We start from the raw sequence: 15,264 nt of genomic DNA, 5'->3' as shown, positions 1-15,264 counted from the left end.
TTATACCTCATTCTTTTGGACTGAATCCAATTTTTTCTATATTTGATTTCAGAGAAGTTAGTATTTTTTCTAAATATTTAATTCAATTATTGATGATTAATTAAATAAAGTGAAAAGAACGATCTTAAAATTATTAAAAAAAGAGTTTACATGATGAAATTTTAACGGAAAATATTATTGGTGCTTATAAAAGTCCGGAATATTGAAGTTTTACTGATTGAATAATGAGGGACAGAAATAAATGAAGGTGATGCAATATAAGGCATGAATTCTTTATCTAAATTTCGATATATTATTTACAGTTAATTCTTGGCAGGACTTTTACTATGATTTAATATTCCACCAATTATTAAAACATGCATAATATTATTATGCTGAAGTTTTTATTTTCTTTATTTTTATGATTTCGGACTGTAAATTGCTTATTAATCACTAAGGCTTAAAAAAACCTATGCTATACAAAGACATACATATAGGACAGTTTATTAAAGAGAGAGCTAACGAACTGGAAGTTAGTAAAGAAAGAATGTGTAGTTTTCTAAAAAAAGATGAGAAAGCTGTCGATAAAATTTTCGAAAGTGCATCAATAGAAACAGATCTTTTGCTCAGATGTTCTAAACTTCTGGAGTATGATTTCTTCAGAATCTATAGTTCTCACCTTATTTTATATGCTCCGCCTTCTGCTGTCGACAAAACAAAAACCAAATCGGACAAAATTCCTTATTTCAGGAAAAACATTTATACCCAGGAGATTAAAGAGTTTATTATCGGAAAAATACTATCCGGAGAAATGACTCATAATGAAATTATTCAGGAATATTCCATTCCTAAAAGTACGCTTCACCGATGGCTGCAAAAAACGTAAAAAAATATCCTATGCGTCCAAATTATACAAAGATTTATCAGGATATGCTTAAAGAAAAAAATCCCGATAAACTGAAAGATCCGAAAGTTCAGCGTCTTATAAAAAATTTGAAAACAACTGAAGATGTTTTGAATTTTAATGAATTGGTTTTTAAACAATCAAAAGAAAGTCTGGAGAAAAACCAAAAACTGAAGACATACGATAAAAAAACAATGCTTAAACTTTTGCAATATCAGAACAAGCATAATTTTTCTACGAACTATATGTCTAAGAAGTATAAGATTAGCAGAACGACCATTGCGAAATGGAAAAAAACCTTTGAGGAGGAATACGAGAAAATTACTTCAAAAAATTAATATCAATTTTAATGATTGAATATCAGACATTTGTCATTCCGAAACAATGTAAGGCGGAATGACAAATGTTATAAAAAAATAAATAAGGTTTCCCTTTGAAAGAAATGTTGTTATTTTGCTCAGCGTAAAACCTTTACGAAGGAAAATATCCAGAATAATTTTTAAAGTCTTCTTAAATCAGCATTAAGAACAGATTATTTGCAAAGCAAAATTAACCATTCAAATTTTCTTACTACTTATTATACTTCAGCAGTTTATTAATTTTCCGTCTCGTTTGCACAGAAACTTTATAAGCTTCATCACGGAGTTTTTGGATTTTTCCGACGGGCTGAAAAAATATTTTACTTTCGAAAGGATTAAAAGAAAGCAGTTCACTGTCGCAGGAATCGGAATTCAGAAGCTGATCCTTTTCAATTTTTACTTCCCCGATTTTAAGGTAAGGTGAATTTTTCCATTCCACATTGAGTTTATTCACTGGCTGATTCTTCAGATCATAACAAAGCTGAATAAGAACATCTGCCGAGAAATTTTCTTCTTTAAGGTAGCTTTCCAGAGCATTTTTAACCTTCAGTTTTTTCCCGAAATGTTTGTTGACAGATTGAGGCTTTAATTTAATTTTCATCATATAATCTCCGAATCTGTATACTCCGACCGAATGAAAATCAAACGAAAGAAAAAAATCATTTCTTTTGCTCCAGAGCTTAAATATATTTTTTATAAATGATAAGGTAAATGTAGAGGGAATTACTTTCAATATCTGCATCAGCAAAGAAAAAGAACTCCATTTTTTCACAAAAAAACGATTAACGGAAGTGAATAATTTTAAAAATGTGCTTACCGAATTAATCGGAAATAAAGGAAAATTCACTAAAGGGAAATTGGCAATGACGTTCCCTTTTTCATCATTTATTTTTACTGCAAAACCATAAGCAGGAAGATCTTTTTTTCCTTTTACCACCTTTAAATGCGCATTGGAAAACCGGATAACCAGATCGTATTTTTCCTTATCAAAATACGGTTTTAGTTCTTCGGGAATGTTTTTATCGATCAGAAAAGTTCCTTTGGTAACAGCATACGTTTTGGCATGGGCGTTTCTTGTTGCATAGTGAACATCACTTACAGAAGGGGACTGTTCAACAAAATCGGTAATACTTTTTTTATTGATTTCCAGAAGCTCTTGCTCTTCATCAGTCAGTCTGTCATATTCCTTTTTATATGGTAATGGATTGGGCATTTAGTTTTTAAGTCCAATTATAACGCCAAGTTTCCGAAATCCTATTAACAGAATATTAATGATACTTGAATTTTTTAAGCTGAGTTAAAGATGCAAAAAAAATAAAATTTAATAAATTGAAAACTAGTGATTTATATGTTCTGAAAATTTTCTATGATTAAAAAACTTCCTTCTTCCGGCTGTCATCTTCCAGCACAAAGAACTATCTTTGTAAAAATTATCAATTATGGGAGTAGCAGATATGTTATTTAAACGTAAAAAAGAATTGGCAGAAAAAAACCTGAAAGACGGTCAGGAATATATGGCAGAATATGGCAAGAGAGAAAGCGTGGTAGAATTGCCGAGCGGATTACAGTATGAAATCATTACGGAAGGTGAAGGCGAAAAGCCGGGTCCGAGATCTACGGTAAAATGCCATTATCACGGAACAACCATTACCGGAAAAGTTTTCGACAGTTCTGTGAAGAGAGGAACTCCGGCTTCATTTCCATTAAATAAAGTAATTAAAGGATGGACGGAAGCACTTCAGCTTATGCCTGTAGGAAGCAAGTGGAGACTGATTATTCCTCCGCATCTTGCTTACGGAGATCAGCAGATCAGCAAAGAGATTGGTCCGAATTCCACGCTTATTTTTGAAGTGGAATTGCTGGATATCAAGAAATAATTTTATTAAAAATAGCTTAAAAATTTACCTGTTATTCGGGTAAATTTTTTTATTTGTGTAATTTTATCTTTAAACTTGTTTAAACTAATTTCAGAATTAACCGCAAAAGGGACAAAAGATAATGTTAAAGCGAATTTCCGGAATAATCAAAGCACCCAAAAGAATAAAAATCAAAGATTTTTAAAAACTATTGTGAGCTTTTTCATTCATAATGGTCAACTTTAAATAAAAAATTTAGTAGATCTTTTGTGACTTTTGCGGTTAAATAAAAGTTTAAACAGACTTTTTGGTTTGAAATTTAAATAAAGCAATTCTTATTAGTTTTCTGAAAGTTTGCAGCTTACAGATAAAAAATAAGAATCCCGAATCGCAAAACATCAATTAATGAAGAAGATAATTTACTTCGCAGCATTCTGTATGTTGCTTACTTCCTGCGTATCCAGAAAAAATCAGGCTATTAAGCAAAATATTCTTACACTCAAAGACAGCTACTGTAAAGCGCCTTTTAAGTATAATTACGGTAATAAACTTCCTTCGTACAATTCTGATTCCATTATTAATGCCAATAAAGAATTAAGAGATAAATTTTCGGATCAGAGTATTCTTATTCTTAATGCCCTGGATAATCTGGACGAAGTTCATGAGATTATGGAGCTTAAAAAAGATACTTCTCTGGAATCTCAGGTTAAAGTGTTACAGCTTAAATCTAAAATCAACAGCAAAATAACCATTGCTTTAACTGAACTAGATGCGGTTGCGGCAGAATTCGACTGTGAAGGCGAAAGAGTAGCACAGATCGGAAATTATGTGGATAACTTAAACGATTCCAGAAACAATAAACTCATTCTGCTGTCGATTGTAACAGGAGCTGCTGCTTCGGTAGCGGGAGGAATTGTAAAGGATAATTCATGGAGTAACGCTATTGATATTGGAGGAGGAGTTTTGGGAGCAGGTTTCGGTTTGGCAACTTTAAATCCGAAAGGTAAAAAAGTAGAGTTTATCCATCAGAGAAATTTGTTGAGAGATGTATGGAATGGTACATTACAATCTCCCAATTTCCCGCCGTTTATCTGGTATATGTATACAGAGAAAAAGTTTTCCAACAGGGAGCAGCATTCCATTATTTCGAGCATGAAAGAACGCTGGCTTCATTATCAGTTTGATGATGACAGAAAAAAGGCAGACGAATCTGTTATTTTCAGTGACGGAGGATTTTACCGTTCAGATGATCTTCATAACCGTGCCGCAATGCTCAACCAGATGCAGTCCGCAACCAGAACCATCAATCAGAACATCAATTATCTTCTTCTGGATCTTGATCGTCTGATACTTTAACAAAATTTAATTGTAATAATTTTTGTTACATTAAAAAATTATTTATCTTTGCTGAGTAATTACAATGAACAATACAAGATTTGCTACGGCAATACATATTATGACCTTATTGGCGGAAAGTCCGCAGGATTGGCTTACTTCAGAATGGATAGCAGGAAGTATCAATATCAATCCTGTGGTTGTTCGTAAAGAGCTTGGTGTGTTAAGAGAAGCGGGTTTAATTATAAGCAGACAGGGAAAAGAAGGAGGGAGTCAGCTGGCAAAGAGTGCAGATTCTATACGAATTTCTGAAATCTATCTGGCTGTGAAGAACACGGAAGTTTTAGGAAAGAAAAATAATAATCCGAATCCGGTTTGTCCTGTAGGGAAAGACATTAATAATCATCTTAGGATATTGTTTTCAGAAACAGATCAGTTGGTTCTCAATTTTTTAGGAAATAAATCTTTGAAAGAATTCAGCGACCAATTCAAATAAAATTTTTTAACGAAAAATGTAACAAAAATTATTACAATTAAATATTAAAAATAAAAAAATATGAAAAAAGTAGCAGTAATAGGAGCGACAGGTTTTGTAGGAACTCAGGTTGTAAAAGAATTATCCAACAGAGGATATCATGTAGAAGCCATTGTAAGAGATGCTTCAAAAGTGGAGCAAAACGAAAAAATAACAGCTAAAAGCGTTGATGTAAACAAAACAGACGAATTATCAGAAGCTTTAAAAGGAAATGATGCCGTAATCAGTGCTTTTAACGCGGGATGGACCAATCCTAATTTGTATGATGACTTTCTGAATGGATCTGTAAATATCGAAAAAGCAGTTGAACAATCCGGTGTAAAAAGATTTATTACTGTGGGCGGGGCAGGAAGTCTTTATATTGATGGAAAAAAACTGGTAGACGGACCAGATTTTCCTGCTGAGATAAAACCGGGAGCAACTGCGGCAAGAGATTATTTAAACAAAATTAAAGAAAATGAAACCTTAGACTGGACATTTTTCAGTCCGGCAATTGAAATGCATCAGGGAACGGCAGGCGTAAGAACCGGAAAATACAGAACCGGTCTGGAGAGCCCTGTTTTTGATGAAAACGGAAGAAGTGTTCTTTCCGTAGAAGATGTGGCGGTGGTTTTAGTAGATGAACTGGAGCAAAATAACCACATCAGAGAGCGTTTTACAGCAGCCTACTAATTTTTTTAAGATATGTTTTTAAAGTTTCGGCGGCACCAAAGGTGCCGCCGAAACTCTATATTTTAGATCTTAATTTAAAGATTCATAAACAACTTTGGATTTACCGGAGTATTGTTCTTATGTACCTCATAATGAAGATGAGGTCCGGTAGAACGACCCGAATTTCCGGATTTGGCGATAACCTGTCCTACTTTCACTTTATCATTCACTTTAGCGACCAACTGCGACAAATGTCCGTAAAGAGTTGCCAGTCCGTTTCCGTGAGAAACGATCACACAATTTCCGTATCCTCCTTTCTGTCCGGAAAAAATAACCGTTCCGGCTGCAGTTGCCACGACATCTGATCCATAAGCCACGGCAATATCCAGTCCTTTATGAAACTGCATCTGGTCTGCTTCTGCAGGAGCATTATTCTTTTCTACTGGTTTTTCAGATCCGGCTGCAACAGATTTTGCTGACGAAGCAGGAGCGGGAGCTGCAGAAGGAGCTTTCGGAGTTACCATTACTTTTACCTCTCTTTTGTTTCCATAGCTGTCTGTTACTTCTATGATTTTTTCTACAGGTTCAGCTTTTACTTCCGGAGCCGCGGCGGCAACAGCAACAGCAGCAGGTTTGGCAGCACTGCTTTTTACCGAAGCTAAAACGGTTTTAAAAGGAATAGGGTTCTTTCTCACTCCGAAATTAGATGAAATATAACCTTCAGTCGGCATTCCCAAAGGAACTTCCAGTAACTTTTTCTGAAGGTTCATCAGATACTGGCTGTAACGGTTTGCCTGTTTTGCCAGATAGATAGAGTTGGAGATACTGTCTTTGCTCAGAATAGTAACTTTTTCGTTGGGAACATCCTTAGATTTAAGGAAAGAATTCAGCTCCGCTACGGTTTGATCTACCAGTGTAAGATCAGTTTTCATTTTCAGGTAATCTACACTGTCTTTTTCAGTGTTTATCTTTACAAGGTTCACTTCATAATTTTTGTTGTCCTTTTCCGAATACAACTTTGCAATGAAAATACCTTGCGCAAAAACTACTAATAAAAGTCCTCCTAAAAGCACATTTATGTTCTTTTTACTGCTTAGAAATTTCTTCATTTTTCTTCTCTTAGTATAATTACAAAACGGTTTTAAGCCTGCAAATTTAATTAAAAATAAACTTTCAGGCTTATTTTTAACAAAACTTTAGTTTTTTCTGTAATTAACGGTCAATTAGATATTTAATTGTGTTCAAGTGTTAATTTTGTCTAAATTTGGGTTTTATCATGCCTCGAAAATCCTTCTTTCCGTCTTTGTTTTAATATATTTGCAGTTCACATTTCTATTATGGCTAAAAAGAAAACAAATATAGAATCGAACCCGAAGAAAAGCAAAAATGACGTTGCGGTAGGAGTAGTCGGAAGTGGAAGTTTTGCGACTGCTATTGTGAAAATGCTTGTAGAGAACTGCAAAGTTGTACACTGGTGCGTAAGAAATGAGTACGTAAAAGGAGCGATTGAGCAGAGAGGTCATAACCCGACTTATCTTACAGCAGTTAATTTCAATCTTAAAAATCTTAAGCTTACAACCGATGTCAACGAGCTGGTTTCTGCCTGTGAAATTATTGTTTTGGCAACACCGTCGATCTATCTTTCCGATACGCTGGAGAAAATGACCTGTGATTATCAGAATAAAATTTTTGTTTCTGCCATAAAAGGAATTATTCCGAAGGTAAATGATGTGGTCGCTCATTATTTAAGAGATGAATTTAAAATAGGCTTCAGAAATCAGGCAGTTATTGCAGGGCCTTGTCATGCAGAAGAAGTGGCGATGGAAAGGCTGTCTTATCTTACTGTTGCAACGGTAGAAGATGAGGCTTCACAGAAACTGGTGGATATTTTCAATTCAGATTTTATTAAAATGCATTCCAGCAAAGATATCTTAGGCAACGAATACAGTGCGATTCTTAAAAATATTTTCGCTATCGGAGCCGGAATTGCGAGTGGATTGGGATATGGAGATAACTTTACCGCTGTTTTTGTTTCCAATGCGATCCGTGAAATGGAGACTTTTCTTGAAGCCATCTACGAAGCGCCGAGAGACGTGAACGAAAGTGCTTATCTCGGAGATTTACTGGTTACCGCGTATTCATTATTTTCCAGAAACAGAAACTTGGGAAATCTTATAGGAAAAGGATATACCGTAAAATCGGCAATCCAGTCAATGAACATGATTGCAGAAGGTTATTATGCAGCCAATTCTATTTACAAAACCTCAAAGGAAAAAGGATTGAAACTTCCGATTGTAGATACGATTTACGGAATTTTATACGAAGGGAAAAATGCAGAAAAACAGTTTAAAAAGCTAACTGCCAAACTGAATTAATCTGAATTTTAAATCATACAGGGCATCCGCAAACTTTGCGGATGCTTTTTTTTAAAGGTTTCGGCGGCGAAGCCGCCGAAGCCTTTAAAAAAATACTATACAGACAATAATAAAAACTCGGTTTTTTCCCAAAAACTCATGTTAAAATCGTTTAACAAAGCCGATTTTCAATAACTTTTCCCGAACTTTGACCTATAAAATTTAAATTATGTCACAATCGCTTACAAGCAGAACGCCGAAACCAAAATACGACGTTGTTCTAATAGGTGGCGGAATTATGAGTGCCACTTTAGCAACATTATTACACGAATTTGATCCTGAGCTCGAAATAGCTATTTTCGAAAGGCTGGGAAGGTTTGCCAAAGAAAGTACAGCAGCCTGGAATAATGCTGGAACAGGTCATTCAGCGTTTTGTGAGCTTAATTATACTCCCGAAAAACCCGACGGAACCATTGATATTTCCAAAGCAGAAAGTATTGCCGAACAGTTTGAAATTTCAAAACAGTTCTGGTCTTACTTAATTACCAAAGGTTACATCAGCGAACCGAAGGATTTCATCAATTCCTGTCCGCACATGAGTCTCGTTTTTGGAGAAAAAGATGCAGAATATCTTAAAAAACGTCATGAGAAAATGTCAGAATCCGTTCTGTTTAAAGGAATGGAGTTTTCAACCGATCACGATAAATTGAGAGAATGGATTCCTTTGGTAATGAGCAAAAGAAATCAGTCTGAAGTAATGGCGGCAACCAAAATGAATATGGGAACAGATGTTAATTTTGGAACATTAACCAGAAAAATGGGAAGACATTTGCTGGAAGATTCCAATGTTGAAGTTTTCCTGTACCATGAAGTTAAAGACATCGATCCGAAAGAAGACGGAACCTGGGAAATGAAAGTGAAAGACAGGATTCATAATCACAAACAGGAGGTAGAGGCGGATTTTGTATTCATAGGAGCAGGAGGATATGCTTTGCCGTTGTTAGACAGTTCAGAAATCAAAGAAAGCGAAGGTTACGGCGGTTTTCCGGTTTCCGGACAATGGCTGGTAAGTCATAATCAGGAATTGGTGGAAAAACATCAGGCAAAAGTATATACACAGGCAACGGTGGACGCACCTCCAATGTCCGTTCCTCATTTGGATTTAAGAATTATTGACGGAGAGAAAGCCCTTCTTTTCGGACCTTTTGCAGGATTTTCAACTAAGTTTTTAAAAGAAGGAAGCTATCTGGATCTACCTGAAAGTGTGAATACTAAAAATTTGAGATCGCTTTTCGGAGCTTGGTGGCATAATATTCCCTTAACGAAATATCTGGTTCAACAGGTGGCAATGACGAAATCCCAAAGAATTCAGCATTTGAGAGAATTTATTAAAGATGCCAAAGAAGAAGACTGGGAACTGAAAGTTGCCGGACAACGAGTTCAGATCATTAAAAAAGATGAAAAACACGGCGGTAAACTGGAATTCGGAACTGAAGTAGTAGTGAATAAAAAAGGAACCATTGCTTCACTATTGGGAGCTTCTCCGGGAGCGTCTACAGCAGTTTATGCAATGCTGAGCGTGCTTGAAAAATGCTTCCCTGAAAAACTTCATGGCGAGTGGAAAGAAAAACTGCTGGAAATAGTGCCTTCTTATGGACAGAAACTGGCAGACAATCCTGAACTTACAGAAAAAGTAAGAAACTATTCAAAAGAAAAATTGCAGCTGAAATATTAAAAAAAGTGATTAAAGAATAGTCAGATTTCAAATTAAAATACTAAATTAGAGGAACTGACTATTTACTTCACAAAGAAATTATGTCAGAAACAATTGTAAAACCGGTGATCGTGAAAGAATTATTAGAATCCCTCCAGATTAAGATGGAAGAGGAACGGCAGGTAATTGTACATTGCTGTTTTCCGGCTTCACCATTCTTTGGGAACTTCATCAGAATCTGGCAGTCTACCTATCTTTTTGATAATCAGTCAGAACATCAGAGCAAACTAATTCATGCAGAAAATATTACCATCTATCCCGACTGGACTCCGGTTCCGTTTATGAGAGATTTCTGGTTTACACTCGTGTTTTCAGGATTGCCGAAAGATTGTGAAAGTTTTGATTTAAAGGAGGTTATTCCGGAAGAAGGCGGGTTTTTTGTGGAATCCATTAAACGAAATTCATCTGACATCTACCGTGTGAAAATTTCAGAATCTTACTGAAAATTTAATTCGCTGAATAGCTTATTTACAGTAAAATTTTCATCGTAAATCATAGTTTTAAGTTCATGAAAAAATACATATTCATATTTTTACTTTTTCCACTTTTGATATTCTCTCAAAAGATTTCAAAAGAAGAAACTGAAATTAAAAAATTTCAGAAAGAACTCAATGCAGAATATTTAAACCCGAAAGAAACGCCTTTGCGTGGAGATAACTTTAAAAATTTTAAGCAGCATCCTTTCTTTCCGATCAATTTAAAATACAGAATTACTGCAAAATTCCAGAAAACGGAAAACGCAGAACCCTTTGATCTTCCCACATCTTCAGGAAAAACAAAACCTTACAGAGAATTTGGAAAAGCGACATTTCAGTTAGACGGAAAATCATATACATTAACGCTGTATCAAAGTCTGGATTTAATCAGACAGAAAAAATACAAAGACCATTTATTTCTGCCTTTCCGTGATGCCACCAACGAAAAAGAAACCTATGGCGGTGGAAAATATCTCGATTTAACGGTTCCGAAAGGCAAAACCATTATTCTGGATTTTAATAAATCGTATCATCCTTACTGTGCCTACAACGCTTACGATTACAATTGTCCCGTTGTTCCCGAAGAAAATAAACTGCCGGTTGAAATTCGGGCAGGAGTAATGTATGAAAACATTTATCATCATTAAATTATGGTAAAATTAAAATTTTTTGAACCGAAAGATTTTCCTGGAGTAAGCTATACTTTGGACGAAACGCAATTGCAATACACCGCTCCCGCAGAACAGGCATTACAGAAAATTGAAGAACGAAGCGATACCCTTGCTTTTCCCATAACCATTCTGGAGAATAATCTTCCGGTCGGCTTTTTTGTGCTGGATTTCGGAAATGATAAATTAGATATCACAGACAATCACAATTCCATGTTACTGCGTTCCCTTTCTGTAAATCCTCAACTGCAGGGAAAAGGAATCGGAAAAGCTGCAATGATTCTTCTTGATGAATTTGTTAGAGAAAACTTCAGAGACTGCAATGAGATTGTTCTTGCAGTGAACCAAAACAATAGTTCTGCTTACGAATTATACCTTAAAGTCGGCTACAAATTCGACGGAAAAACAAGAATGGGCAGAAGCGGAATACAATATCTGATGTACAAAAAACTGTAAACATAATTTCTGAAAAGATCATCGATTCCATAAAACGAGTTTAGCTTAATCCGCAAAAAAGTAAACTTTAAGAAATTTTTAATTTGAATTTTCATGTTTGGCGTGAAACTTTCACCTAAATTTGAGTAACATCAAATAATAAAACATGGAAATATCTCTTCACAACCAGGTTGCTGTCGTTACCGGAGCTTCCAGCGGAATTGGTTCTGGAATTGCAAAATCACTCGCTTCAGCAGGAGCAACCGTAATTGTTAATCACTCTTCAGAACACTCTTTAGATGAAGCAAAAGCCGTTTTAAAAGAAATTACCGATGCGGGCGGAAACGGAATAACCTATCAGTGCGATGTTTCCAAAGAAGATCAGGTTATTAAAATGTTTCAGGATGTGGTTTCACAATTCGGCACAGTCGATATTCTCATCAACAACGCAGGCGTTCAGAAAGACGCAAAATTCACCGAAATGACGCTCGATCAGTGGAATACCGTCATTGGCATCAATCTTACAGGGCAGTTTTTGTGTGCAAGAGAAGCCATTAAAGAATTTCTTCGCCGTGGTATCGATCTTTCGCGTTCCGTTGCCTGTGGAAAAATTATTCACATCAGTTCTGTTCACGAAATCATTCCTTGGGCAGGTCACGCCAATTATGCTTCAAGCAAAGGAGCCATCAGAATGCTCATGCAGACTTTGGCGCAGGAATATGGTGCAGACAAAATCCGTGTCAATTCCATTTGTCCCGGAGCAATTCAGACGCCCATTAACAAAGCTGCGTGGAGTACTCCCGAAGCTTTAAATTCCTTATTAGACTTAATCCCTTACAACAGAATCGGGCAGCCACAGGATATCGGAAATATGGCGGCGTTTCTCGCAAGTGATCTTGCAGATTACATCACCGGAGCCAGTATTTTCGTAGATGGCGGAATGACAACTTTCGAAAGCTTTTCAACAGGGGGATAATTCTTTGGGCGCACAATTCCGGCTTTCACTACTCGCTTTTTTGTGCCTTTGCTTTTTCCGGAGCTTACAAAAAGAGCTCAGACAGACCGTTCAATCCGGAGCGCATTGCAGCCGAAGCAGAGAAGAAAGTCTTTCAAAAATCAATTGTTACTGATGAATCCGTTTCACTGTCAATTTTAAAATAATCATTTAAATTATCATTCTGAAAACCTCATAGGTTTTTAAAACCTATGAGGTTTCCCAAAACAATAAAATATTCATAGATTATTGGTTAATCATCATTTATAAAAAAACATGAAAGAAAAAGAAAGACTGTCCGACGTTACATGGAAAAAATGGGGACCTTACGTCAGCAACCGTGAATGGGGATTGGTACGTGAAGATTACAGCGCAGATGGTGATGCATGGAACTACACCAATCACGACATTGCGGAAGCCAAAACCTACCGTTGGGGAGAAGAAGGAATCTGCGGCATCTGCGATGACCTTCAGAAGCTTGTTTTTTCAGTCGGATTCTGGAACAAAAAAGATAAAATGGTGAAAGAACGCTTCTTTGGCTTATCAAACGGTCAGGGAAACCATGGTGAAGATGTAAAAGAATATTTTTACTATCTTGATTCCACGCCTACGCATTCTTACATGAAAATGCTGTATAAATATCCTCAAAACGCATTTCCCTACGAAGATCTCATAAAAACCAATGCGGAAAGAGGAAAAGAAAATCCCGAATATGAATTAATCGATACCGGAATTTTCGACCAAAACGAATACTTTGATATTTTTATTGAATACGCCAAAGAAAGTCAGAACGATATTCTGGTAAAACTAACGGTCGTCAATAAGTCAGAACAAGAAGCTCCGTTAATCATTCTGCCTACAGTCTGGTTCAGAAATACATGGAATTGGGGATATAATAATTACAAACCTCAGATGAATGCTGAAAATTCAGATTGCATCAGGATTAATCATCAGGATTTAGAAATCAAAAATGTATACGCAGGAAATGCTCAGAAAGTATTATTCTGCGATAATGAAACGAATAATGAAAGATTGTATCATTCTCAAAACCAGTCAAAATATACAAAAGACGGAATCAACGATTTTGTCATCAACGGAAATTCCCAGTCTGTAAATCCAAAAGATTTTGGAACAAAGGCTTCCTTTTTCATCGACGAAAATTTTAAGCCAAAAGAAACAAAAACGTTTGAATTAAGACTTTCGGATCAGGATTTAAAACAGCCTTTTCAGGATTTTGAGGAAATTTTCGTTTCAAGACAAAAAGAAGCAGACGAATTTTATGAAGACATTCAGTGCGGAATAAAAACAGAAGACGAAAAACTGGTTCAGCGACAGGCTTTTGCAGGAATGCTCTGGAACAAAATGTTCTATCATTATAATGTGGAACGTTGGCTGAAAGGAGATCCGTCACAGACTCCCCCTCCAAAATCCCGTGAACACATCAGAAATTCTGAGTGGAAACACCTCAACAACGAACACATCATTTCAATGCCCGATAAATGGGAATATCCGTGGTACGCAACGTGGGATCTGGCTTTTCATACCATCAGTTTTTCATTAATTGATCCCGATTTTGCAAAACATCAGCTCAAACTGTTTCTTTTTGAGTGGTATATGCATCCAAACGGACAGCTTCCGGCTTATGAATGGGATTTTAGCGATGTAAATCCTCCCGTTCATGCATGGGCTGTTTTCAGGGTTTTTAAAATTGATGAATATCTGAAAGGAAATCCTGATCTGCAATTTCTGGAAAGTGCTTTTCAGAAACTCCTGATGAATTTTACATGGTGGGTCAATAAAAAAGATAACAACGGAAATAATATTTTCGAAGGAGGATTTTTAGGACTCGACAACATCGGTGTTTTCGACCGGAATATGCCTCTTCCCAACGGAGAACATCTTGAGCAATCCGACGGAACAAGCTGGATGGCAATGTTTGCTTTAAATATGATGAGAATTGCTCTGGAACTTGCTTTGTATAACAATGTGTATGAAGAAATGGCGATGAAGTTTTTTGAGCATTTTCTGGCAATTGCCAATTCTCTGGATAATATGGGTGAAGAATGTTTCAGTTTGTGGGATGAGGAAGACGAATTCTTTTATGATGCCATTGCTTCGAGCGATGGAGATCATATGTATCTGAAATTAAGAACTATTGTCGGGCTTATTCCCATGTTTGCAGTTGAGGTTATCGATGACGAAATGATTGAAAAACTTCCGAATTTTAAGAAAAGAATGACCTGGGTTCTGGAAAATAAACCTGAACTGGCTGCTTTGGTTTCTCATTGGGAAGTAAAAGGTGATGAATCCAAACACTTACTTTCTCTTTTACGAGGACATCGTTTGAAGAGATTATTAAGCAGAATGCTCGATTCGAAGCAGTTTTTAAGCGAATTTGGTGTTCGCGCGCTTTCAAAAGAATATGAGGAAAATCCTTTTACCCTAAATCTCAACGGAACAGATTATAAGGTAAAATATACTCCCGCAGAAAGCGACAGTGGATTATTCGGCGGAAACAGCAATTGGCGCGGTCCGATCTGGTTTCCGATTAATTTTTTAATAATTGAAAGTCTGCAACGCTTCTTTTTCTATTACAGTCCCGATTTTTTGGTGGAATATCCTACCGGAAGCGGAAAATATTCCAACCTTGACGAAATTGCAGAGGCTTTAAGCAGAAGACTGTCTTCATTATTTTTGAAGGATGAACATGGAAACCGTCCTTTTACAGTCAGTATCCCAGATTTCAGACCGATCCGGATTTTAAAGACTATATTTTATTCTATGAATATTTTCATGGAGATACCGGTCGCGGTGTAGGAGCATCACATCAGACAGGCTGGACAGGACTTATTGCCAAAATTTTAATGCCAAGATTTTCCAGAAAAAATATCGCAGAATCTGAAACCGAAACACCGAAAAATGTGGAATTTTAAATCAATAATAT

At 36.1% G+C, this 15,264-nt stretch carries 14 protein-coding genes and 1 pseudogene; 13 read left to right on the top strand and 2 right to left on the bottom strand.

All coding sequences use genetic code 11. The features are described from left to right. Positions 1 to 451 precede the first annotated feature (451 nt). Both AC52CF_RS16485 and AC52CF_RS16480 read left to right on the top strand, forming a co-directional pair. Positions 452 to 865 (top strand): transposase, encoded by a 414-nt coding sequence (locus tag AC52CF_RS16485; RefSeq protein WP_214588646.1) that lies wholly within the window; start codon positions 452 to 454, stop codon positions 863 to 865. Beyond that, the gene (locus AC52CF_RS16480) at positions 847 to 1,221 is read left to right on the top strand and encodes a helix-turn-helix domain-containing protein (RefSeq protein ID WP_496517396.1); all 375 of its coding nucleotides are present in this window, start codon (positions 847 to 849) and stop codon (positions 1,219 to 1,221) included. Before AC52CF_RS16485 ends, AC52CF_RS16480 begins: the two co-directional genes overlap by 19 nt. A 232-nt stretch (positions 1,222 to 1,453) precedes the next feature. Here AC52CF_RS16480 and AC52CF_RS16475 read toward each other — a convergent pair whose 3' ends face one another. Continuing rightward, positions 1,454 to 2,455 carry a catalase family protein gene (locus AC52CF_RS16475; RefSeq protein WP_496517395.1) on the bottom strand — a complete coding sequence of 334 codons (1,002 nt, stop codon included), beginning with the start codon at positions 2,453 to 2,455 and terminating at the stop codon, positions 1,454 to 1,456. A gap of 226 nt (positions 2,456 to 2,681) precedes the next feature. Between AC52CF_RS16475 and bamJ the strand changes: the two genes are divergently transcribed. The 4 genes from bamJ (at position 2,682) to AC52CF_RS16455 (ending at position 5,640) form a co-directional block, all read left to right on the top strand. After that, positions 2,682 to 3,119 (top strand): BamJ family beta-barrel-assembly machinery protein, encoded by a 438-nt coding sequence (bamJ, locus tag AC52CF_RS16470; RefSeq protein ID WP_496517394.1) that lies wholly within the window; start codon positions 2,682 to 2,684, stop codon positions 3,117 to 3,119. A gap of 384 nt (positions 3,120 to 3,503) precedes the next feature. After that, positions 3,504 to 4,454, top strand: coding sequence for a hypothetical protein (locus AC52CF_RS16465; protein ID WP_496517393.1), 951 nt, complete (start codon positions 3,504 to 3,506; stop codon positions 4,452 to 4,454). 64 nt (positions 4,455 to 4,518) lie between these two features. Further along, complete coding sequence (locus tag AC52CF_RS16460) at positions 4,519 to 4,929, top strand: Rrf2 family transcriptional regulator (protein ID WP_214588651.1); 411 nt, start codon at positions 4,519 to 4,521, stop codon at positions 4,927 to 4,929. A gap of 60 nt (positions 4,930 to 4,989) precedes the next feature. Then, complete coding sequence (locus AC52CF_RS16455; protein WP_496517392.1) at positions 4,990 to 5,640, top strand: NAD(P)-dependent oxidoreductase; 651 nt, start codon at positions 4,990 to 4,992, stop codon at positions 5,638 to 5,640. Between the two features lie 74 nt (positions 5,641 to 5,714). Here AC52CF_RS16455 and AC52CF_RS16450 read toward each other — a convergent pair whose 3' ends face one another. Further along, positions 5,715 to 6,728, bottom strand: a complete 1,014-nt coding sequence (locus AC52CF_RS16450; protein WP_214588653.1) for a M23 family metallopeptidase — start codon at positions 6,726 to 6,728, stop codon at positions 5,715 to 5,717. Positions 6,729 to 6,956: 228 nt separating this feature from the next. On the opposite strand from AC52CF_RS16450, the gene AC52CF_RS16445 reads away from it, so the two are divergent. The 7 genes and pseudogenes from AC52CF_RS16445 (at position 6,957) to AC52CF_RS16415 (ending at position 15,253) form a co-directional block, all read left to right on the top strand. After that, positions 6,957 to 7,994 carry an NAD(P)H-dependent glycerol-3-phosphate dehydrogenase gene (locus AC52CF_RS16445; RefSeq protein ID WP_214588654.1) on the top strand — a complete coding sequence of 346 codons (1,038 nt, stop codon included), beginning with the start codon at positions 6,957 to 6,959 and terminating at the stop codon, positions 7,992 to 7,994. Positions 7,995 to 8,202: 208 nt separating this feature from the next. Continuing rightward, a complete protein-coding gene (gene mqo / locus AC52CF_RS16440; RefSeq protein ID WP_214588655.1) occupies positions 8,203 to 9,708 on the top strand; it encodes a malate dehydrogenase (quinone) in 1,506 nt (501 codons plus the stop codon). An 80-nt stretch (positions 9,709 to 9,788) separates the two neighbouring features. Then, positions 9,789 to 10,190 carry a hypothetical protein gene (locus AC52CF_RS16435; RefSeq protein ID WP_214588656.1) on the top strand — a complete coding sequence of 134 codons (402 nt, stop codon included), beginning with the start codon at positions 9,789 to 9,791 and terminating at the stop codon, positions 10,188 to 10,190. Positions 10,191 to 10,255: 65 nt separating this feature from the next. Then, positions 10,256 to 10,870, top strand: coding sequence for a DUF1684 domain-containing protein (locus AC52CF_RS16430; RefSeq protein ID WP_214588657.1), 615 nt, complete (start codon positions 10,256 to 10,258; stop codon positions 10,868 to 10,870). Positions 10,871 to 10,873: 3 nt separating this feature from the next. Beyond that, on the top strand, positions 10,874 to 11,347 hold the full coding sequence (locus tag AC52CF_RS16425; protein ID WP_214588658.1) for a GNAT family N-acetyltransferase: 474 nt from the start codon (positions 10,874 to 10,876) through the stop codon (positions 11,345 to 11,347). A 145-nt stretch (positions 11,348 to 11,492) separates the two neighbouring features. Beyond that, positions 11,493 to 12,302 (top strand): glucose 1-dehydrogenase, encoded by an 810-nt coding sequence (locus tag AC52CF_RS16420; RefSeq protein WP_214588659.1) that lies wholly within the window; start codon positions 11,493 to 11,495, stop codon positions 12,300 to 12,302. A 294-nt stretch (positions 12,303 to 12,596) separates the two neighbouring features. Beyond that, positions 12,597 to 15,253: pseudogene (locus AC52CF_RS16415) on the top strand (MGH1-like glycoside hydrolase domain-containing protein). Positions 15,254 to 15,264: the final 11 nt, after the last annotated feature.

The sequence above is a fragment of the Chryseobacterium sp. 2P genome (genome assembly GCF_059579425.1).
The sequence above is the reverse complement of the archived record's forward strand: the minus strand, read 5'-3'. Positions and strand labels throughout refer to the sequence as shown.

What these genes read in the sequence shown, in the direction of transcription:
- AC52CF_RS16455 (WP_496517392.1), top strand. Translation starts at nt 4,990, where the DNA reads ATGAAAAAAGTAGCAGTAATAGGAGCGACAGGTTTTGTAGGAACTCAG.
- AC52CF_RS16450 (WP_214588653.1), bottom strand. Translation starts at nt 6,728, where the DNA reads ATGAAGAAATTTCTAAGCAGTAAAAAGAACATAAATGTGCTTTTAGGA.
- AC52CF_RS16465 (WP_496517393.1), top strand. Translation starts at nt 3,504, where the DNA reads ATGAAGAAGATAATTTACTTCGCAGCATTCTGTATGTTGCTTACTTCC.
- AC52CF_RS16485 (WP_214588646.1), top strand. Translation starts at nt 452, where the DNA reads ATGCTATACAAAGACATACATATAGGACAGTTTATTAAAGAGAGAGCT.
- AC52CF_RS16460 (WP_214588651.1), top strand. Translation starts at nt 4,519, where the DNA reads ATGAACAATACAAGATTTGCTACGGCAATACATATTATGACCTTATTG.
- AC52CF_RS16420 (WP_214588659.1), top strand. Translation starts at nt 11,493, where the DNA reads ATGGAAATATCTCTTCACAACCAGGTTGCTGTCGTTACCGGAGCTTCC.
- AC52CF_RS16480 (WP_496517396.1), top strand. Translation starts at nt 847, where the DNA reads ATGGCTGCAAAAAACGTAAAAAAATATCCTATGCGTCCAAATTATACA.
- bamJ (WP_496517394.1), top strand. Translation starts at nt 2,682, where the DNA reads ATGGGAGTAGCAGATATGTTATTTAAACGTAAAAAAGAATTGGCAGAA.
- AC52CF_RS16435 (WP_214588656.1), top strand. Translation starts at nt 9,789, where the DNA reads ATGTCAGAAACAATTGTAAAACCGGTGATCGTGAAAGAATTATTAGAA.
- AC52CF_RS16445 (WP_214588654.1), top strand. Translation starts at nt 6,957, where the DNA reads ATGGCTAAAAAGAAAACAAATATAGAATCGAACCCGAAGAAAAGCAAA.
- AC52CF_RS16430 (WP_214588657.1), top strand. Translation starts at nt 10,256, where the DNA reads ATGAAAAAATACATATTCATATTTTTACTTTTTCCACTTTTGATATTC.
- AC52CF_RS16425 (WP_214588658.1), top strand. Translation starts at nt 10,874, where the DNA reads ATGGTAAAATTAAAATTTTTTGAACCGAAAGATTTTCCTGGAGTAAGC.
- mqo (WP_214588655.1), top strand. Translation starts at nt 8,203, where the DNA reads ATGTCACAATCGCTTACAAGCAGAACGCCGAAACCAAAATACGACGTT.
- AC52CF_RS16475 (WP_496517395.1), bottom strand. Translation starts at nt 2,455, where the DNA reads ATGCCCAATCCATTACCATATAAAAAGGAATATGACAGACTGACTGAT.